This is a genomic window from Aurantiacibacter spongiae, from assembly GCF_003815535.1.
Taxonomy (GTDB): Bacteria; Pseudomonadota; Alphaproteobacteria; order Sphingomonadales; family Sphingomonadaceae; genus Alteraurantiacibacter; species Alteraurantiacibacter spongiae.
The window spans coordinates 598,015-615,397 of record NZ_RPFZ01000001.1 but is presented as its reverse complement, the minus strand read 5'-3'; the positions used below and the strand labels follow the sequence as shown (position 1 = coordinate 615,397).

The window sequence follows — 17,383 nt, the reverse complement described above, 5'->3', positions numbered from 1 at the left end:
AAGTCCAATGGCGAAACTGAGTTCCATCAACAAGAACGAGAAGCGCAAGCGTCTCGTCAAGAAGTACGCGGCGAAATACGCCAGGCTGAAGGCGATCGCAGACGACGAATCGCTGGACGATGGCGAGCGTCTGATCGCGCGCCTGAAGATGGCCGAGATCCCGCGTAACGCGAACCCCACCCGTGTGCGCAACCGCTGCACCACCACCGGCCGCCCGCGCGGCTACTACCGCAAGTTCGGGCTCAACCGCATCGAACTCCGCGATCTTGCCAACAAGGGCATGATCCCGGGCGTGATCAAGTCGAGCTGGTGAGGATCTGACGAATGGCTATGACCGATCCCCTGGGTGACATGCTCACCCGCATCCGCAACGGCCAGCAGGCGAAGAAGAATTCCGTCCTGTCGCCGGCGTCCAAGCTGCGTGCGAACGTCCTCGAAGTGCTCCAGCGCGAAGGCTACATCCGTGGCTATTCCGAGGACGGTTCGGGCCGGCATCCGGCGCTGCGGATCGAACTGAAGTATTTCGAAGGCGAACCCGCGATCAAATATGTCGCGCGCGTTTCCAAGCCCGGCCGCCGCGTCTATTCGGGATCGAAGGATCTGCCGAGCGTGCGCAACGGCCTTGGCATCACCATCGTGTCGACGCCGGCGGGCGTGCTCTCGGACAACGAGGCGCGCAGCCAGAACGTCGGCGGCGAAGTGCTCGCGGAGGTGTTCTGATGAGCCGCATTGGTAAAAGGCCGGTCGCGATCCCGAGCGGGGTCGAGGCCAAGATCGACAACGGCCAGCTGTCCGTGAAGGGTCCGAAGGGCACCCTGACGATGGGCCTGTCCGACGCCGTGGACTACAAGGTCGAGGGCGACGCGATCAACGTGCAGCCCGCCAACGACACGCAGAAGGCCCGCGCCTTCTGGGGCATGCAGCGCACGCTGGTGCAGAACCTGGTCGATGGCGTGACCGATGGCTTCACCAAGGTGCTCGAGATCAGCGGCGTCGGCTACCGTGCGCAGGCGCAGGGCAAGACCCTGAAGCTGCAGCTCGGCTACAGCCACGACATCGACCTGACCGTGCCCGAGGGGCTGGAGGTCAAGACCCCGGACCAGACGACGGTCGAGATTTCCGGCATCGACAAGCAGAAGGTCGGCCAGTTCGCCGCCGAGATCCGCGAGATGCGCAAGCCCGAACCCTACAAGGGCAAGGGTGTGAAGTACCGCGGCGAGTACATCTTCCGCAAGGAAGGGAAGAAGAAGTAAGATGGCAAAGCTTTCCCTCTTTGAACGCCGCCGCCGCCGGGTGCGCACCGCGCTCCGCAAGCGGTCGGGCGACAAGCCCCGCCTGTCCGTGCACCGCACCGGCAAGCACATCTACGCCCAGGTCATCGACGATGCCGAAGGGCGCACCGTGGCCGCCGCCAACACGCTCGGCAACGACAAGTCCGGCGCGAATGTCGAGGCCGCGGCGCAGGTCGGCAAGGACATCGCCGCCGCCGCCAAGAAGGCGGGCGTGACGACCGTCGTGTTCGATCGCGGCGGGTTCCTGTTCCATGGCCGCGTCAAGGCGCTGGCCGATGCCGCGCGCGAAGGCGGGCTGGAGTTCTGATTATGGCAGACGAAAACAACACCGAGAACACCACGGACACGCCCGAGGCGGCCGCCGCCAAGGCGAATGCCGAGGTGACGGCCACCAACGAGGGCAGCACGCCCACGCCGACCACCGCTTCGACCGAGGCTTTCGAAAACCAGTCGCCCGCCCAGGCTGACGAGGGCCAGCCGCGCACGCGTTCCGATGCGCGCGGCGGCAACGAGCGCGGCGGACGCGACGGCGGTGGCCGTGGCGGCCGCGGTGGCGGCCGTGACGATCGCGGCGGGCGCGGTCGTGGGCGCGGCGGGCGCGACGATCGTCGCGGTGGCCGGGGCGACGACGATGGCGAGGAGCTGATCGAGAAGCTCGTCCACATCAACCGCGTCGCCAAGGTGGTGAAGGGCGGCAAGCGCTTCGGTTTCGCCGCGCTGGTCGTGGTGGGCGACGGCAAGGGCCGCGTCGGCTTCGGCAAGGGCAAGGCCCGCGAGGTGCCCGAGGCGATCAACAAGGCGACCGCCGCCGCCAAGAAGCACATGATCCGCGTTCCACTCAAGGAAGGCCGCACGCTGCACCATGACGGGCGCGGTCACTTCGGCGCGGGCAAGGTCAACGTGCGGTCGGCTCCGGCCGGTACCGGCATCATCGCCGGCGGCCCGATGCGTGCCGTGTTCGAGAGCCTGGGCGTCGCCGACGTGGTGACCAAGTCGATCGGCACGTCCAACCCCTACAACATGATCCGCGCGACGTTCGACGCGCTGACCAACCAGAGCTCGCCCAAGTCGGTGGCCCAGCGTCGCGGCAAGAAGGTCGCCGATCTGCTGGGTCGCGGGGGCCAGGTGAGCGAGGCGGAGGCCGAGGCCGAAGCCGCGGCTGTGGTGGAGTAAGACAATGGCCGACAGCAAGACCATCAAGATCAAGCAGGTGGGTTCGCCCATCCGCCGTCCGAAGGATCAGCGCAAGATCCTCATCGGCCTGGGCCTCAACAAGATGCACAAGGTCGTCGAGGTGAAGGACACGCCCGAAGTGCGCGGCGCCATCGCCAAGGTGCCGCACATGGTCCGGGTCGTCGACTGAACGGGTTTCGGACCGAGTGTATCGATTGACGGGGGCGGCCTGCTGATATAGCGGGCCGCTCTCTTCCATTTCAGCGCGAACAACAGCGAAAGCGAGTGCAGACTATGAAACTCAACGAACTCCGCGACAATCCTGGTGCCCGCAAGGACCGTATCCGCGTGGGCCGGGGCATCGGCTCGGGCAAGGGCAAGACCGCCGGCCGCGGCCAGAAGGGTCAGAAGAGCCGCGAAGGCGTTGCCATCAAGGGCTTCGAAGGCGGCCAGATGCCGCTTCACATGCGGCTGCCGAAGCGCGGCTTCAACAACCCGTTCGGCAAGGACTACGCCCACGTCAATATCGGCCAGGTGCAGCAGCTGATCGACGAAGGCAAGCTCGACGCCGGGAACACCGTCGACCACGCCGCGCTCCAGGCCGCAGGCGTGGCGCGCGGCGGCAAGGACGGCGTGCGTCTGCTGGGCAAGGGCGAGATCTCGGCCAAGGTCGCCTTCAAGGTCGCCGGCGCCAGCAAGGGCGCGGTCGAGGCGGTCGAGAAGGCCGGCGGTTCGGTCGAGCAGACCGCTCCCAACAAGGACAAGGCTTCGGCCGAATAACAAACGGGCGGCGCGGGTTCGACAACGGGCCCGCGCCTCCCTATCTACCTCTCCTGAGCCGGGAGGGACCGGCGCCCATTTCGCAGGATATACGTTTGGTATGGCATCGCGCGCCGACAATATCGCGAGCAATCTGAGCCTCGCAAACTTCAGCAAGGCGACAGAGCTTCGCCAGCGCATCTGGTTCACCATCGGTGCGCTGATCGTCTTCCGGTTCCTCAGCTTCGTGCCGCTTCCGGGTGTCAATCCGCTGATCCTGTCCTCGCTCTACGACCAGACGCGCGGCGGCATCCTCGACATGTTCAACATGTTCTCCGGCGGATCGCTGGAGCGCATGAGCCTGATCGCGCTGGGCGTCATGCCCTACATCACCGCCTCCATCGTCATCCAGCTGGCTGCGTCGCTGCATCCCTCGCTGATGGCGCTGAAGAAGGAAGGCGAGGCGGGGCGCAAGAAGCTCAACCAGTACACCCGCTACGGCACCGTGTTCCTGTGCGCGATCCAGGGGTATTTCCTCGCTTCGGGGCTGGAGGCCTACGGCGCGTCGAGCGGGTTGCAGGCCGTGGTCGATCCGGGGCTGACCTTCCGCATCGTGTCGGTCATCAACCTGGTCGGCGGGACCATGTTCCTCCTGTGGCTGGGCGAGCAGATCACCAGCCGCGGCATCGGCAACGGCGTCTCGCTCATTATCATGGCGGGTATCGTCGCCCAGTTCCCGACCTTCACGGTCAACCTCGTCGAAGGCGGCCGCACGGGTGCCATCAGCGGCGTGGTGATCGGCGGACTGATCGTGATGATGGTCCTGCTCATCCTCGGGATCTGCTTCATGGAGCGGGCGCAGCGCCGGCTGCTGATCCAGTATCCCAAGCGCGCCATGCAGCGCGGGGGAATGCAGGCGGATCGGTCGCACCTGCCGTTGAAGCTCAACACCGCGGGCGTCATCCCGCCGATCTTCGCCAGCTCGCTGCTGCTGCTGCCGCTCACCATCACGCAGTTCGCCGGCAATTCGATCGACCCCACGAGCACCATGGGCAGCTTCGTCCAGACGCTGAACCAGTATCTCGCCCACGGGCAGCCGCTCTACATGCTGCTCTATGCCACCGGCATCATCTTCTTCTGCTTCTTCTATACCGCGGTCGTCTTCAATCCGGAGGACACGGCCGAGAACCTCAAGAAGAACGGCGGGTTCATCCCCGGCATCCGACCTGGCAAGCGAACCGCGGACTATCTCGATTACGTCCTCACGCGTATCACCGTGGTCGGTGCGATCTATCTGACGATCGTGTGCGTCGTGCCCGAATGGGGCATTGCGCAGACGGGGCTCCCGCTGTTCCTCGGCGGCACCAGCCTGCTCATCGTGGTCAACGTCACGGTGGACACGATCAGCCAGATTCAGTCGCACCTGTTGGCACATCAGTATGGCGACCTTATCAAGAAGGCGAAGCTGAAGGGGCGGATGCGCTAGGGCCGTAATTCGCGCTTCGCGATCCAAGGGGAGATCACGAGAGCACCATGAACATCATCCTTCTCGGACCTCCGGGCGCAGGCAAGGGCACGCAGGCCAACCTGCTCGTCGAGCATCACGGCATGAAGCAGCTCTCCACTGGCGACATGCTTCGCGCTGCCGTCAAGGCGCAGACCCCCGTCGGTCTCAAGGCGAAGGCGATCATGGATGCAGGAGAGCTGGTTTCCGACGAGATCGTGTCCGCGCTGATCGACGCCGAACTCGTGGCGATGGATGACGGCACCGGCGCGATATTCGACGGCTATCCCCGCACCGCGCCGCAGGCGCACGCGCTCGACGACATCCTCGCCCGGCACGACCGCACGCTCGACCACGTGATCGAGCTGGAAGTGGACGAAGATGCGCTGGTCGAGCGGATCTGCGGGCGTTACACCTGCGCCAATTGCGGCGAGGGCTATCATCAGCAATTCAAGCAGCCGAAGGTCGCCGGCGTGTGCGACAAGTGCGGCAGCACCGAATTCAAGCACCGGCCCGACGACAACGAGGAGACGGTGCGCAAGCGGATGGAGGAATACCGGGCCAAGACCGCGCCGATCCTGCCCATCTACGAGGAGCGCGGGATCGTCTCGCGGGTGGACGGCATGGCCCCTATCGACGAGGTGACGAAAGCCATCGACAAGGTGCTGGCCTCGGGCTGAACAGCGCGGTAGCCTGTTTCCCTTCGAGGGGGAGATGGTCCGTGGTCCTTCGCAAGTTGCCGGTGCTGCCTGCCGTGCTCGCCCTTTCGGTGCCGGCAACGCCAGTGCGCGCGGAGGTCGTCGAGGCGTCCGATGGCGGTTTCGCCACCAGGTCCGAAGCTGTCGTGCGGCTCCCTCGTGACGATGTTTGGCTTATCCTCAAGGAGCCGGCGCGGTGGTGGAACGGCGCCCATAGCTGGTCGGCGGACGCGGGCAATCTCTCGCTCGACGCGCGAGCGGGCGGCTGCTTCTGCGAAGCGCTGCCCAACCGCGGTTCCGTGGAACACGCGCGCGTCATCAACGCGGCGCCGGGCGCGATGCTGCGGATGAAGGGCGCGCTCGGCCCGTTGCGGGCCGAGCCGGTGGACGGCGTGCTTACCGTGATGCTCGAGCCGACCGGGGAGGACACGCGGATCGTCTGGACCTATGTCGTAGGTGGCTATTCTCGCATTTCGTTCGAACAGGTCGCGCCGGCGGTCGCCGGGGTCATGGCGGAGCAGTTGGCGCGCCTTGTCAATCTCATCGAGCGCGGCAGTCCGCATCGCGGGCGCGGCAACGCGGATGGCGGGGATCTGGCGTCCTTTTGACTAGCGTCGCGAGCGGCGCTATAGGCAGTGTCATCGGACCGTAACGGTCCCGCGGGCAGCGGATCTACCGCCGGCTCGCCCTGCCTGTTGACGAACCCTTGACGCTTGGGGCGAATCACCCTATCTGCGCCACCTATTCGTCCAATCGGAAATTCCTGCGGATACAAGGCGGCGCGTCATGTCGTTCGCCATGCGCGGCAAGTCCGGGCGGTCGATGCGCACTAGCGATGAGATAGGGGGCGCCCCTTCCCGCCGGGAAGATCAGGCAGTCCACCTGTGGAGCATGGAGAATTAAGTGGCTCGTATTGCCGGGGTAAACATCCCCACCAACAAGCGCGTGATCGTCGCGCTCACCTACATTCACGGGATCGGCCCGACCACGGCGAAGACCATCGCCGAGAAGCTGGGCATCGACCCGTCGCGCCGGGTCCAGGATCTCACCGATGCGGAGGTCCTTCAGATACGCGAGACGATCGACGCGGACTATCAGGTGGAAGGCGACCTGCGCCGCGACACCGCGATGAACATCAAGCGCCTGATGGATCTCGCCTGCTACCGCGGGCTGCGCCATCGCAAGGGCTTGCCCGTTCGCGGTCAGCGCACCCATACCAACGCCCGCACCCGCAAGGGCAAGGCGAAGCCGATCGCCGGCAAGAAGAAGTAAGCGCGCGCGGGGCGTCGTGCCTCGCGACGGCTTTTTCTTACCCCACGATATTCAAAGGAATTTCCCATGGCACGCGAACCCGGTCGGATCAGGCGGCGCGACAAGAAGAACATCTCCAGCGGCGTCGCGCATGTGAACGCCAGCTTCAACAACACCATGATCACCATCACCGATGCCCAGGGCAACGCCATCAGCTGGTCGAGCGCCGGCATGATGGGGTTCAAGGGCAGCCGCAAGTCCACGCCCTACGCCGCGCAGGTCGCTGCCGACGATGCGGGCAAGAAGGCCGCCGAACACGGCGTGCGCACTCTCGAGGTGGAGATCAAGGGGCCGGGCTCGGGCCGCGAGAGCGCGCTGCGCGCCCTGCAGGCGGTGGGGTTCACCATCACCTCGATCCGCGACGTCACGCCGATCCCGCATAACGGCGTGCGGCCGTCCAAGCGCCGCCGCGTCTGATCGAAGCCTGCCGCGTCTGGCATCCGGCCAGGCGCAACCACAGTCATTCGCATCAGCCGCGGCGCTTCACGAAGAAGCGTCGCGGCTGTTGCGCCAGAAAAACGCCTTAGGGGAAGTCCATGTCCGTCAACACGAAGAACTGGCAGGAACTGAAGAAGCCCAATTCTCTCGATATCAAGGAAGGCGGTGACAAGAAGCGCAAGGCCACCTTCGTCGCCGAACCGCTGGAGCGCGGCTACGGCCTGACGCTCGGCAACGCGCTGCGCCGCGTCCTCCTCGCCAGCCTTCAGGGCGCGGCCATCACCTCGATCAAGATCGAGAACGTGCTGCACGAATTCTCCTCGCTCGCCGGCGTGCGCGAGGATGTGACCGACATCGTCCTGAACGTGAAGCAGATCGCGCTCAAGATGGAGGGCGAAGGCCCCAAGCGCCTGCAGCTTTCGGCCACCGGTCCCGGTGAGGTGAAGGCAGGCGACATCGCGGTGTCCGGCGACATCGAGGTGCTGAACAAGGATCTGGTGCTGTGCCACCTGGACGATGGTGCCACGCTCAACATGGAACTGACGGCCGACACCGGCAGCGGCTATGTCCCCGCGGTGCAGAACCGTCCGGCGGACGCGCCGATCGGCCTGATCCCCGTCGACAGCCTGTATTCGCCGATCAAGCAGGTCAGCTACAAGGTCGAGAATGCGCGCGTCGGGCAGGAGCTCGACTACGACAAGCTCAACCTCACCATCGAGACCGACGGCACGATCACGCCGGAAGACGCGGTAGCCTATGCCGCGCGCATCCTGCAGGACCAGCTGACGCTGTTCGTCCACTTCGAGGAAGGCATCCCGCAGCCGCAGAGCGCCATGATCGGCGTCGCCGCGCAGCCGGAGGAAAGCGACACCAACCAGCTCAACCGCTACCTGCTGAAGAAGGTGGACGAGCTGGAACTGTCGGTGCGTTCGGCCAACTGCCTCAAGAACGACAACATCATCTATATCGGCGATCTGGTCCAGAAGACCGAGGCGGAGATGCTGCGCACGCCGAATTTCGGTCGCAAGTCGCTGAACGAGATTAAGGAAGTGCTCTCCAGCATGGGGCTGCGGCTGGGCATGGACATCCCCGGATGGCCGCCCGAGAACATCGAGGAAATGGCCAAGAAGCTCGAACAGGAGCTGCTCGGCTGAACGGGTTCCGGCGGCGCGCCCCAAGCGCCGCCAGCACTGGGCTGCCGTAAGACGGGCCCTTTTCGAACGGAGTGAATTACGATGCGTCACGGTATCAAGGGCCGCAAGCTTTCCCGCAAGAGCCAGCACCGCACGGCGATGTTCCGCAACATGGCGGCTGCGCTGATCAAGCACGAACAGATCACCACCACGGTCGCCAAGGCCAAGGAACTGCGCCCCTACGTGGAAAAGCTCATCACGCTGGCGAAGCGTGGCGGCCTGTCGAACCGGCGCCTGGCCCACGCCCGGCTGATGGACGACGCGCAACTCGCCAAGCTGTTCGACACGCTTGCCGATCGCTATTCCGATCGCAATGGCGGTTACACCCGTATTATCAAGGCCGGCATTCGTGCCAGCGACGCCGTGCCCATCGCCGTCATCGAACTCGTCGACCGTGACGAGGACGCAAAGGGGCAGGACAGCGGCCCGGTGATGACCGAGGACGAATACGAGGACGCCTGAGACGCATCCGCATCAGACACGCGAGGGGCCGGCAGGAACGATCCGCCGGCCCTTTTCTTTTGCACTGGCGGTGTCCAGACTGCGCTCCATGATCCGACCCTTCACGCTCGCCACCGTCGTCGCGCTGTCGCTTGCCCCCTCCGCCGCGGCATGGGCCCAGTCGCTCTCGCAGGCCGACCTTCAGACCCGCTACGACCGAGCGCTGGCGGCGGGCTACAAGGCGATGATGCTGTGCAGCGCCATCGCCAATGCGGAGCGCAACGGCACGACCCGCTCGCCCGACAGCGTCATCGCATGGGAGCTGGCCGGCATTCAGGAACCGCTGGACGACATCGTGGGTGAACTGCCGTTCGAGATCGAGCGGGGAGAGGGTCGGGGCGCGCAGCTCCGCTCGGTCCGCGTGCGCTGGACCGACGACATGCCCCCGCGCATCGCCGCGCACGATTCGCAAAGGGGATGTTCTATCGAACCGATCGGGTGGGTTCCCGGCCCGGTTACGACCGTGCGGCAGCAGCGGGAGCCCGCGCCGCTGCATGTCGTCGCGCCTCGTGGCAGCGCCCTGTCGTCTGCGCTCGACCGGGCCTTCCATTCACCCGCGACAGACGGATCGCCGCGCACGACGGCGGTTCTTGTCACGCGCGGCGGCGAGATAATTGGGGAAAGATATGCCGAAGGATTTGATCCGCGCACGCCGCAGCGTACCTGGTCGGTGGCCAAGAGCATTGCTGCGACCCTGATCGGCGCCGCCGTGCAGCGCGGCGAGGCGGACGTCAATTCCCCGGCCGGCCTCGGCAGCGGATACCAGGATGGGCTGCGGGGGCAGATCACCATAGACAATGCGCTGCGCATGGCGTCGGGTCGGTACAGCGATACGCCGGGCAATCGGACCGATCCGCTCTATTTCGGCGGGTCGACGGTGGAAGAGGTCGCGCTCGACTGGCCCGTGGTCGACCGGCCGGGCAGCCATTTCCGCTACGCCAACAACGATACGCTGGCCGCCGTCGCGGCGATCGCCGATACGTTTGCGGATCACCCGCCTTCGGCGCTGTTCGCGGCGCTCGGCATGGACGACACCGTTGCCGAAACCGACTGGCAGGGCAATTACGTCCTTTCGAGCCAGGTCTGGTCCACCGCGCGGGACCTTGCGAAGCTAGGCCAGCTCTATCTCGATGACGGCGTGACGCGCGAGGGAACCCGCATCCTGCCCCGGGGCTGGGTGGAATACGTCTCCAGCCCCACGGGTCCGCAGCCGGGCGGAGATTACGGCTACGGGGCAGGATGGTGGATCATGTCGGGCATGGCCGGGATCCCCGATGATGCCTTCGCCGCACGCGGCAATCGCGGTCAGTTCATCGTGGTCGTCCCCAGCCGCGATGTCGTCATCGTCCGGCGCGGGGAGGATCCGGCTGGCGGTCCGGGCTTCGATCTGGAGGCTTTCACGCGCGACGTTCTCGCCACGCTTGCGGAAACCGATTCAGATTAAGAGCGTTAAACCTGAACGATAGCTAACCCGCGAGTTCAGCACGATCACACGCGCGGGCCGGTACAACAGGGGCACAGGTGGCGAAATGCCGCCCTCGATACGAAACCTCTCGTTCAGGAGACGCCCAATGAAAACCTTTTCCAAAGCTCTCGGCAAGGGGACGATGGCAAGCCTCGCGGCAGGCGCGATGGCGCTGGCATCGGCCTCTCCCGCCGCAGCGCAGGGACGCTACGACCGCTACGACCGCGACCACGACGGCATTTCCGCCGGCGAGGTGATCGCCGGCGCGGTGATCCTCGGTGGCCTCGCCGCCATCCTGAGCAGCGGCAACAACGACCGCTACGACCGCGATTATCGTTACGGCACACGTGGCTACGGCTACGATCGCGGCGGGTACAACCAGTACGGTTCGCGCCAGGCCGTTGAGCAGTGCGTGCGTACCGCAGAGGCGGAGGCGCAGCGCTATCTCGGCACCCGCGCCGAGGTGTATGAAATTCGCGATGTCGACCGCGAGCGCAACGGCTATGAGGTGAAGGGTCGCATCGCCGTGCAGGAAGGCTATGGCCGTTACGACCGGCGCGACCGCTACGGTCGTTACGATCGCCGGGGGTACGGCAATTACCGCCGCGGCTACAACAACCGTGGATGGGACGAGGGCCGCTTCGAATGCGACGTGCGCTACGGCCGTATCACCGACCTCGATTTCAGCGGCATTCGCGGGCTGTAGTCCGCTCCGGCTCCACGTATGACGACAGGGCGGTTCAGGCTTGTTTCAGTCTGGACCGCCTAGCCATGTCCACCCGCATTCTCCTGTCAGGACGATCGCCATGGTTCGCAAGTTCCTTCCCTCTCTCACCGCTATTGCGGCGGCCCTGTCGCTGACCGCCGTTCCGGTTCGCGCGGCCGAGCTTCCGGTTGCTTCTCCCGCGGCAGCGGGCGTGGCCGATCCCGGCGTGCAGGCGCAGTTCCGCTATGGCGGATACGGGCGCTACGATCGCTATCGCCGCCATCGCGGCGGGGTGGATGCGGGCGACGTCGTGGCCGGCGTGCTGGTGCTCGGCACCATCGCCGCCATCGCCAGCGCCGCGGGCAACCGCGACCGCGACCGGTACGAATACCGCGACCGTGACCGTTATCCTCCGCGCGACGACGGCAACTATTACCGCCGCGGGGGATGGCAGGGCGAAAGCGACTATGGCAGCGACGGGATGGACCGCGCCGTCGACATGTGCGTCGCCGAGGTCGAGAGCCGTCTCGTCGGGAGCGTCGACGAGGCTCGCCGGACTGCCGATGGCTGGCATGTCGCGGGACAGATGCGCGATGGCGAAGGCTGGCGCTGCTGGATCGACAATGACGGCCGCGTGCAGTCCGTCGACCGCGCCGCCGCCCGCTATGCCCCGTCCGATGATGTCGCCGTCTATCCGGGCGTGCCCGATCCGGGACAGCTCGACGACGAGGTCTATGCCCGCGCCCGCGCGGCGCAGACCACGCCGGCGGACCGGGCCTACAGCTACGATGGCGATCGTGGCTACGGTGCCGCGCAGCCGGATCGGGACTATGGCTCCGATCCGCAACCCGCTTATCCGGGCGGCCCCCTGCCGGGCGAGGAGGGGTATGACGATGGCGCCGATGGCTATACCACTGCGCGCGCGGGGCAGTAGGGCCGCTCAGCCCTCCTTCGCATAGGCGGGGAGTTCGATCCGCCATATCATCGCCGCGCCGCGCAGGGCAAACCCGGCCAGGGCGGCGATCGCCATGGCGGGCGTCTGCTGCACGCCGGTCAGGATCAGCACGCCGCACAGCGCCGCGGCCACGGCGGCGGCGGTGACGTAGAGTTCGGGGCGCATGAGGATGGATGGCACACCCGCGATCACGTCGCGGATGATGCCCCCGACGCAGCCGGTGACGATGCCGAGGATGATCGCGGCGAGGGGAGTGACCTCGAACGCCAGCGCCTTGGCCGTGCCCAGCGTGCTGAACGCCGCGAGGCCGGCGGCGTCGGCCCATTCCAGCCAGTGTCCCTCCCACCATCTGCGCGGCGTGTACCAGGCGAGCAGGGCCACCGCCAGGATCACCGGCGCGACCCAGAAATCGCGCAACCAGAAGGCCGGCACGCCGATCAGCGCATCGCGCACCGATCCGCCGCCCACGCCCGTCAACAGCGCGAAGAAGGCGCAGGTGACGAAGGTCTGGTTGAGCCGCGCCGCCATCAGCGCCCCCGACAGCGCGAAGACCGCCGTTCCGCCCAGGTCGAGCAGCGGCGGCAGGGCGGGTGTGGCGGGCAGGGCGATCACGCTGCCGTGCCCTTCGCCCCGGGACGCGCCCGGCGGCGGCGGAACATCAGCACGCAACCGAGCAGCGACCCGGCAACACCCAGCGTCGCGAACAGGATGAGCACGGGATGGCTGGTATCCTCGCGCGATTGCAGATCCATGATGTGCAGCCCCCACATGACATCGAACACCCTCCAGAACCGGGTGCGGACAGCGGCGATCTTTCCGGTTCGGGCGTCGACGTATACATGAGCGCCGTCCTCCAGCGCCACCTGCCACACGGGCACGGAGCGCCGGAAATCGAACGGCGGATCGTCAGCGGGAAAGCGCCGGACGCTCTCGACCCTGTCGCCCCCTACGATGCGCTCGGCCACCATTCGGCGCATCCAGTCCTCGTCGATCGGTGACAGCGGTGCGCCGGTGGAGTCGGCGGCGTAGCGCTCGATCTCGCCGTGCGCCGTGGTCAGGAACCAGACGGGCCGCCCGTCCTGCATGGCGACGCGCATCTCGGTGTAGCCGGCGCCCCCATTCGCCGGAAAGGGCAGGGGGGCGGGGTTGCCGGGAGGCAGCAGCGCGGCGGAAACTTCCTTTCGCAGCTGGTCGCCGTGGACGTATTCGATCGGCCGCGCGACCATGACGAGACCGGTCACGGTCCACATCAGGATCGGCAGGCCGACCAGCCAGCCGAGCCAGACATGCCACTTCGCGAAGCGGCGCATAGTGCGTTGGTGTCCCATCAGCGCGGCCCTAGCGTCGCGGGCGGGGTCGCACTAGTGTGCTGCGAACAGATTGGAACGATCGGCGAAGGCCTTCATCTCGATGGCGTTTCCGCTGGGATCGCGGAAGAACATCGTCGCCTGTTCGCCCGGCTGCCCCTCGAACCGGATATGCGGTTCGATATCGAAGGCGATACCTGCCGCCGTCAGCCGGTCGGCCAGCGTTTTCCACGCCTCCATGTCGAGCACGACCCCGAAATGGGGCACCGGAACGTCGTGCCCGTCCACCCGATTGCTGCCGCGCGCGCCATCGGCGATGACGCCGGGTGCCTGATGGGCGACGATCTGGTGGCCGTAGAAGTCGAAATCGACCCAGTCCTCGGCGTTGCGACCCTCCGCGCAGCCCATCGTTTCGCCCCAGAACCGGCGCGCGGCCGCGATGTCGTGAACGGGGAAGGCAATGTGGAAGGGCGGTAGATCGGTCATCTCTGGGGTATCCCGTGCAATCCTAGGGCAAGGCCGAAGCCGAGTATGGGCGCGGCGCCGTAACCGATCAACGGGGTCGGATAGGTCGACATCAGCGACGCGACGGTAAAACCGAACAACGTGCCGGCCAGCGCGAACCGCTTCGTGCGATCGAAGGGAATCGCGTTCAGCAACAGGACGAAGCTGGCCACCAGCGCGGCGGCCAGGGCGAGTGCGGCCAGAACGTTGGCGAACAGGGTATCGACCACCACCCGCTCCACGAACGGCGTCACCGGCACCTCTCCTCGCAGCGCCATCGCGATGGATGCGAAGAAACCGAGCGCGCAGACCGCGCCGACGCGCCAGTCTTTCGTCACGTGGTAGATACCGACGCCGGCGAAGGTGAGGGCGAACCCCGTCGCCGCGTCGGGTTGCAGCCATGCCGCGAGCAGCGGCGCGAGCAACAGGAACGGCGCCAGCGGGCGGTTGCGCGCCGCCAGCATGGCGAAGGCCGGGACCGTCAGCATCCCGGTATGGATGGCTAGCGAGCCGAGCGGGAACCAGCGCCGCACCGCATGGCCATCGGCCGATTGCACCACGGGCCCGACCCATACCGCGGCCAGCATGGCAGCGAGCATCGCCAGCGCCAGGATGTGCCGGCTGGACGAGGTATGCGGTCCCTGTCCGATCATCACCCAGAGGCCGGCGAGGACGAGCGCTCCGATATTGACGAGCGGCCAGGACGCGGGCGCCCCCGCAAGCGCCATCCACGCTGCCCCCGTCAGGACCGGGATCGCGAGCGCCAGCAACGACGGGACGCGATCCCCTGCCGGCATCAGATGTGAATGGCCTGTCCTTGGATACCCATCGCCGCTTCCTTGATCGCCTCGGCGTGCGTGGGGTGCGCGTGGCAGGTGTAGGCGATGTCCTCGCTCGTCGCGCCGAATTCCATGCCGAGCGCGGCCTCGGCGATCATCGTGCCGGCAACCGAGGCGATCGCCCACACGCCCAGCACGCGGTCGGTTTCGGCATCGGCGACGATCTTCACGAGGCCTTCGGGCTCGTGATTGGTCTTGGCGCGGCTGTTCGCCATCATGGGGAACTTGCTGACTTTCACCGCCTTCCTGTCGCCGCCGGCGGCCTCGACCGCTTCTTCCTGCGTCAGGCCGACGCCGGCGATCTCGGGCCAGGTATAGACGACGCTGGGGATGACGTCGTGGTTCACGATTCCGGTCTGCCCGGCGATGTTCTCGGCCACGGCGATGCCCTCGTCCTCCGCCTTGTGCGCCAGCATCGGGCCGGGGATGACATCGCCGATGGCCCAGACGCCATCGACTGTCGTGCGGAAGTCGTGGTCCGTCTCGATCTGTCCGCGCTTGTTGGTCTCCAGACCGATGGCTTCGAGACCCAGCCCGTCGGTGTTCGGCCGCCGGCCGATGGATACGAGCACGCAGTCCGCCTCCATCGTCTCGGCCTCGCCGCCGGCGGCCGGTTCCATCGTCAGCGTGGCGGTCTTGCCCTTGACGGTCACGCCCGTGACCTTGGTCGACAGCCTGAAGTCGATGCCCTGCTTCTTGAAGATCTTGCGCGCTTCCTTGCGGATGTCGCCGTCCATCCCGGGCAGCACCTCGTCGAGGAATTCGATGCAGGTCACGTCCGCACCCAGGCGACGCCATACGCTGCCCAGTTCGAGCCCGATCACGCCCGCGCCGATGACGACCATCTTCTTCGGCACTTGCTTCAGTTCGAGCGCACCGGTGGAATCGACCACCACCTGCTTGTCGTTGTCGATCTCGACATTGGGCAAGGGCGTGACGGAGGAGCCGGTGGCGATCACGATGTTTGTCGCCGTGACCGTCTCCTCGCCGATCCGGACGGTATGCGCGTCCTGAAATTCGGCGTAGCCCTTCTTCCAGTCGACCTTGTTCTTCTTGAACAGAAATTCGATGCCCTTGGTCAGGCTGCCGACCGCGTCGAGCCGCTGGTCGTGCATCTTGGGAAGGTTGAGCCTGGGCGTCACCTCGATGCCCATCTCGGCCATCTTGCCGTTGGCGGCGGCATCGAAATATTCGCTGGCGTGCAGCATCGCCTTGGACGGAATGCACCCGACATTGAGGCAGGTGCCGCCCAGCGTCTCGCGCCCTTCGGCGCAGGCGGTCTTCAATCCCAGCTGCGCCGCGCGGATCGCCGCGACGTAGCCGCCGGGTCCGGCACCGATGACGAGGACGTCGTAGTCGTGTTCAGCCATTGTTTCGTCATTCCGGCGAAGGCCGGAATCTCCCTCAGCAAAGTCGCGCCCGGCGGCACGAGGCTCCGGCATGCGCCGGGGCACTGGTGAAAATTACAGGTCGATCAGCATCCGCATCGGATCCTCGATCGCTTCCTTCATGATCTTGAGCGCGGTCACTGCCTCGCGCCCGTCGATGATGCGGTGGTCGTATGACAGGGCGAGGTACATCATCGGACGCACGACGACCTCGCCGTTCACGGCCACGGGGCGGTCCTCGATGCGGTGGAGGCCGAGAACGGCGCTCTGCGGCGGGTTGATGATCGGCGTGGACATCAGCGATCCGAACACGCCGCCATTGGAGATGGTGAAGGTTCCGCCCTTCATGTCCTCCATCGTCAGTTCGCCATCCCTGGCGCGCTTGCCGTAGTCGGCGATGGCAAGCTCCACCTCGGCGAAGCTCATCTGGTCGACGCTGCGCACGACCGGAACGACGAGGCCGTTGGGCGCGCTGACCGCGACCGAGATATCGACGAAATCGTGATAAACGATCTCGTCGCCGTCGATTTGCGCGTTGACGGCGGGCACGTCCTTCAGCGCGAGGCACGCGGCCTTGGCGAAGAAGGACATGAAGCCCAGCTTGATTCCGTGCTTTTTGGCGAACACGTCCTTGTAGGCTTCGCGCGCCTCGATCACGGCGGTCATGTCGCAATCGTTGAAGGTGGTGAGCAGCGCAGCCTCTTCCTGCGCGCCCTTCAGCCGCTTGGCGATGGTCTGGCGCATGCGCGTCATCTTCACCCGTTCGACCCGGCGTTCGCCCTTTGCCGACGGGGCGGGGGCGGGGGAAGGAGAGGGGGCGGGGGTCGGTGCGGGTGAACTGCTGCCCTTCGCCTTCGCCGCATTGAGCACGTCTTCCTTGGTCAGCCGTCCGTCCTTGCCGGTGCCTTTCACCGTCGTCGGATCCACGCCGTGTTCCAGCACCGCGCGGCGCACGGCGGGCGACATGGTGACAGATCCGTCGCCCGATTTCTCGTCGGGCAGGTTCGCGATTTCTTCCTCGCTCGCGGTATCGGCCTTGCCAGCATCGCCCTTCGCCGCGGCCGGGGCCGGGGCCGGGGCCGGGGAGGACTTGGCGGCGGCGCCGTCGCCTTCCTCGATCCTCGCGATGACGGAGCCGACCTCGACCGTGTCGCCCAGCTCGACGGTGAATTCACCGATGATGCCGGCCACGGGCGAGGGGACTTCGACCGCCACCTTGTCGGTTTCCAGGCTGGCGATCGGCTCGTCGGCGGCAACGGCCTCGCCGGGCTGCTTCAGCCATTCGCCGACCGTCGCCTCGGTGACGGATTCGCCCAGCGTGGGCACTTTGACTTCGGTTGCCATCGGTAA

23 protein-coding genes are annotated in these 17,383 nt (G+C 66.3%); 17 read left to right on the top strand and 6 right to left on the bottom strand.

Annotated elements, in window-relative coordinates; genetic code table 11:
• The first annotated feature begins 7 nt into the window (after positions 1-7).
• The 17 genes from rpsN to EG799_RS03030 all read left to right on the top strand — a co-directional run bounded on the left by rpsN (position 8) and on the right by EG799_RS03030 (position 11,974).
• Positions 8-313 carry a 30S ribosomal protein S14 gene (gene rpsN / locus EG799_RS03110; RefSeq protein WP_123878459.1) on the top strand — a complete coding sequence of 102 codons (306 nt, stop codon included), beginning with the start codon at positions 8-10 and terminating at the stop codon, positions 311-313.
• An 11-nt stretch (positions 314-324) separates the two neighbouring features.
• Positions 325-720: a 30S ribosomal protein S8 gene (gene rpsH / locus EG799_RS03105; RefSeq protein WP_123878457.1), complete on the top strand. Its 396-nt coding sequence runs from the start codon at positions 325-327 to the stop codon at positions 718-720.
• A complete protein-coding gene (gene rplF, locus EG799_RS03100) occupies positions 720-1,253 on the top strand; it encodes a 50S ribosomal protein L6 (protein WP_123878455.1) in 534 nt (177 codons plus the stop codon). Before rpsH ends, rplF begins: the two co-directional genes overlap by 1 nt.
• A 1-nt stretch (position 1,254) precedes the next feature.
• A complete protein-coding gene (rplR, locus tag EG799_RS03095) occupies positions 1,255-1,599 on the top strand; it encodes a 50S ribosomal protein L18 (protein WP_123878451.1) in 345 nt (114 codons plus the stop codon).
• Positions 1,599-2,465, top strand: a complete 867-nt coding sequence (gene rpsE, locus EG799_RS14180; RefSeq protein ID WP_234029178.1) for a 30S ribosomal protein S5 — start codon at positions 1,599-1,601, stop codon at positions 2,463-2,465. Before rplR ends, rpsE begins: the two co-directional genes overlap by 1 nt.
• Positions 2,466-2,469: 4 nt before the next feature.
• Positions 2,470-2,655: a 50S ribosomal protein L30 gene (gene rpmD / locus EG799_RS03085; RefSeq protein WP_123878449.1), complete on the top strand. Its 186-nt coding sequence runs from the start codon at positions 2,470-2,472 to the stop codon at positions 2,653-2,655.
• 104 nt (positions 2,656-2,759) lie between these two features.
• Positions 2,760-3,245: a 50S ribosomal protein L15 gene (gene rplO, locus EG799_RS03080; RefSeq protein WP_123878447.1), complete on the top strand. Its 486-nt coding sequence runs from the start codon at positions 2,760-2,762 to the stop codon at positions 3,243-3,245.
• 100 nt (positions 3,246-3,345) lie between these two features.
• Positions 3,346-4,710, top strand: a complete 1,365-nt coding sequence (gene secY, locus EG799_RS03075; RefSeq protein WP_123878445.1) for a preprotein translocase subunit SecY — start codon at positions 3,346-3,348, stop codon at positions 4,708-4,710.
• A gap of 47 nt (positions 4,711-4,757) precedes the next feature.
• Positions 4,758-5,408, top strand: coding sequence for an adenylate kinase (locus EG799_RS03070; RefSeq protein ID WP_123878443.1), 651 nt, complete (start codon positions 4,758-4,760; stop codon positions 5,406-5,408).
• 41 nt (positions 5,409-5,449) lie between these two features.
• On the top strand, positions 5,450-6,034 hold the full coding sequence (locus EG799_RS03065) for an ATPase (RefSeq protein ID WP_123878441.1): 585 nt from the start codon (positions 5,450-5,452) through the stop codon (positions 6,032-6,034).
• A 295-nt stretch (positions 6,035-6,329) separates the two neighbouring features.
• Positions 6,330-6,698 carry a 30S ribosomal protein S13 gene (gene rpsM, locus EG799_RS03060; RefSeq protein ID WP_123878439.1) on the top strand — a complete coding sequence of 123 codons (369 nt, stop codon included), beginning with the start codon at positions 6,330-6,332 and terminating at the stop codon, positions 6,696-6,698.
• 66 nt (positions 6,699-6,764) lie between these two features.
• Positions 6,765-7,154, top strand: a complete 390-nt coding sequence (rpsK, locus tag EG799_RS03055) for a 30S ribosomal protein S11 (protein ID WP_047003266.1) — start codon at positions 6,765-6,767, stop codon at positions 7,152-7,154.
• A gap of 119 nt (positions 7,155-7,273) precedes the next feature.
• Positions 7,274-8,329 (top strand): DNA-directed RNA polymerase subunit alpha, encoded by a 1,056-nt coding sequence (locus tag EG799_RS03050; RefSeq protein WP_123878438.1) that lies wholly within the window; start codon positions 7,274-7,276, stop codon positions 8,327-8,329.
• Positions 8,330-8,410: 81 nt separating this feature from the next.
• Positions 8,411-8,830 carry a 50S ribosomal protein L17 gene (gene rplQ, locus EG799_RS03045; protein ID WP_123878436.1) on the top strand — a complete coding sequence of 140 codons (420 nt, stop codon included), beginning with the start codon at positions 8,411-8,413 and terminating at the stop codon, positions 8,828-8,830.
• A 70-nt stretch (positions 8,831-8,900) separates the two neighbouring features.
• Entirely contained in the window at positions 8,901-10,313 is a 1,413-nt protein-coding gene (locus EG799_RS03040) for a serine hydrolase domain-containing protein (protein WP_325051092.1), read from the top strand.
• 127 nt (positions 10,314-10,440) lie between these two features.
• Positions 10,441-11,040: a hypothetical protein gene (locus tag EG799_RS03035; protein WP_123878434.1), complete on the top strand. Its 600-nt coding sequence runs from the start codon at positions 10,441-10,443 to the stop codon at positions 11,038-11,040.
• Positions 11,041-11,140: 100 nt separating this feature from the next.
• Positions 11,141-11,974, top strand: a complete 834-nt coding sequence (locus EG799_RS03030) for a hypothetical protein (protein WP_234028994.1) — start codon at positions 11,141-11,143, stop codon at positions 11,972-11,974.
• 6 nt (positions 11,975-11,980) lie between these two features.
• On the opposite strand, the gene EG799_RS03025 is transcribed toward EG799_RS03030, so the two are convergent.
• From EG799_RS03025 to odhB, 6 genes are all read right to left on the bottom strand, one after another.
• Positions 11,981-12,604, bottom strand: coding sequence for a trimeric intracellular cation channel family protein (locus EG799_RS03025; RefSeq protein ID WP_407641235.1), 624 nt, complete (start codon positions 12,602-12,604; stop codon positions 11,981-11,983).
• Positions 12,604-13,323 (bottom strand): PepSY domain-containing protein, encoded by a 720-nt coding sequence (locus EG799_RS03020; protein ID WP_123878432.1) that lies wholly within the window; start codon positions 13,321-13,323, stop codon positions 12,604-12,606. The genes EG799_RS03025 and EG799_RS03020 overlap by 1 nt, the downstream gene beginning before the upstream one ends.
• A 33-nt stretch (positions 13,324-13,356) precedes the next feature.
• On the bottom strand, positions 13,357-13,788 hold the full coding sequence (locus EG799_RS03015; RefSeq protein WP_123878430.1) for a VOC family protein: 432 nt from the start codon (positions 13,786-13,788) through the stop codon (positions 13,357-13,359).
• The gene (locus EG799_RS03010; RefSeq protein ID WP_123878428.1) at positions 13,785-14,603 is read right to left on the bottom strand and encodes a hypothetical protein; all 819 of its coding nucleotides are present in this window, start codon (positions 14,601-14,603) and stop codon (positions 13,785-13,787) included. The genes EG799_RS03015 and EG799_RS03010 overlap by 4 nt, the downstream gene beginning before the upstream one ends.
• The gene (gene lpdA / locus EG799_RS03005) at positions 14,603-16,015 is read right to left on the bottom strand and encodes a dihydrolipoyl dehydrogenase (protein ID WP_123878426.1); all 1,413 of its coding nucleotides are present in this window, start codon (positions 16,013-16,015) and stop codon (positions 14,603-14,605) included. The genes EG799_RS03010 and lpdA overlap by 1 nt, the downstream gene beginning before the upstream one ends.
• A gap of 93 nt (positions 16,016-16,108) precedes the next feature.
• The gene (odhB, locus tag EG799_RS03000; protein WP_123878424.1) at positions 16,109-17,377 is read right to left on the bottom strand and encodes a 2-oxoglutarate dehydrogenase complex dihydrolipoyllysine-residue succinyltransferase; all 1,269 of its coding nucleotides are present in this window, start codon (positions 17,375-17,377) and stop codon (positions 16,109-16,111) included.
• Positions 17,378-17,383: the final 6 nt, after the last annotated feature.

Coding starts and splice junctions, on each gene's coding strand:
- rpsN (WP_123878459.1), top strand. CDS start 8: ATGGCGAAACTGAGTTCCATCAACAAGAACGAGAAGCGCAAGCGTCTC.
- rpsH (WP_123878457.1), top strand. CDS start 325: ATGGCTATGACCGATCCCCTGGGTGACATGCTCACCCGCATCCGCAAC.
- rplF (WP_123878455.1), top strand. CDS start 720: ATGAGCCGCATTGGTAAAAGGCCGGTCGCGATCCCGAGCGGGGTCGAG.
- rplR (WP_123878451.1), top strand. CDS start 1,255: ATGGCAAAGCTTTCCCTCTTTGAACGCCGCCGCCGCCGGGTGCGCACC.
- rpmD (WP_123878449.1), top strand. CDS start 2,470: ATGGCCGACAGCAAGACCATCAAGATCAAGCAGGTGGGTTCGCCCATC.
- rplO (WP_123878447.1), top strand. CDS start 2,760: ATGAAACTCAACGAACTCCGCGACAATCCTGGTGCCCGCAAGGACCGT.
- secY (WP_123878445.1), top strand. CDS start 3,346: ATGGCATCGCGCGCCGACAATATCGCGAGCAATCTGAGCCTCGCAAAC.
- EG799_RS03070 (WP_123878443.1), top strand. CDS start 4,758: ATGAACATCATCCTTCTCGGACCTCCGGGCGCAGGCAAGGGCACGCAG.
- rpsK (WP_047003266.1), top strand. CDS start 6,765: ATGGCACGCGAACCCGGTCGGATCAGGCGGCGCGACAAGAAGAACATC.
- EG799_RS03050 (WP_123878438.1), top strand. CDS start 7,274: ATGTCCGTCAACACGAAGAACTGGCAGGAACTGAAGAAGCCCAATTCT.
- rplQ (WP_123878436.1), top strand. CDS start 8,411: ATGCGTCACGGTATCAAGGGCCGCAAGCTTTCCCGCAAGAGCCAGCAC.
- EG799_RS03035 (WP_123878434.1), top strand. CDS start 10,441: ATGAAAACCTTTTCCAAAGCTCTCGGCAAGGGGACGATGGCAAGCCTC.
- EG799_RS03030 (WP_234028994.1), top strand. CDS start 11,141: ATGGTTCGCAAGTTCCTTCCCTCTCTCACCGCTATTGCGGCGGCCCTG.
- EG799_RS03020 (WP_123878432.1), bottom strand. CDS start 13,323: ATGGGACACCAACGCACTATGCGCCGCTTCGCGAAGTGGCATGTCTGG.
- EG799_RS03015 (WP_123878430.1), bottom strand. CDS start 13,788: ATGACCGATCTACCGCCCTTCCACATTGCCTTCCCCGTTCACGACATC.
- EG799_RS03010 (WP_123878428.1), bottom strand. CDS start 14,603: ATGCCGGCAGGGGATCGCGTCCCGTCGTTGCTGGCGCTCGCGATCCCG.
- lpdA (WP_123878426.1), bottom strand. CDS start 16,015: ATGGCTGAACACGACTACGACGTCCTCGTCATCGGTGCCGGACCCGGC.
- odhB (WP_123878424.1), bottom strand. CDS start 17,377: ATGGCAACCGAAGTCAAAGTGCCCACGCTGGGCGAATCCGTCACCGAG.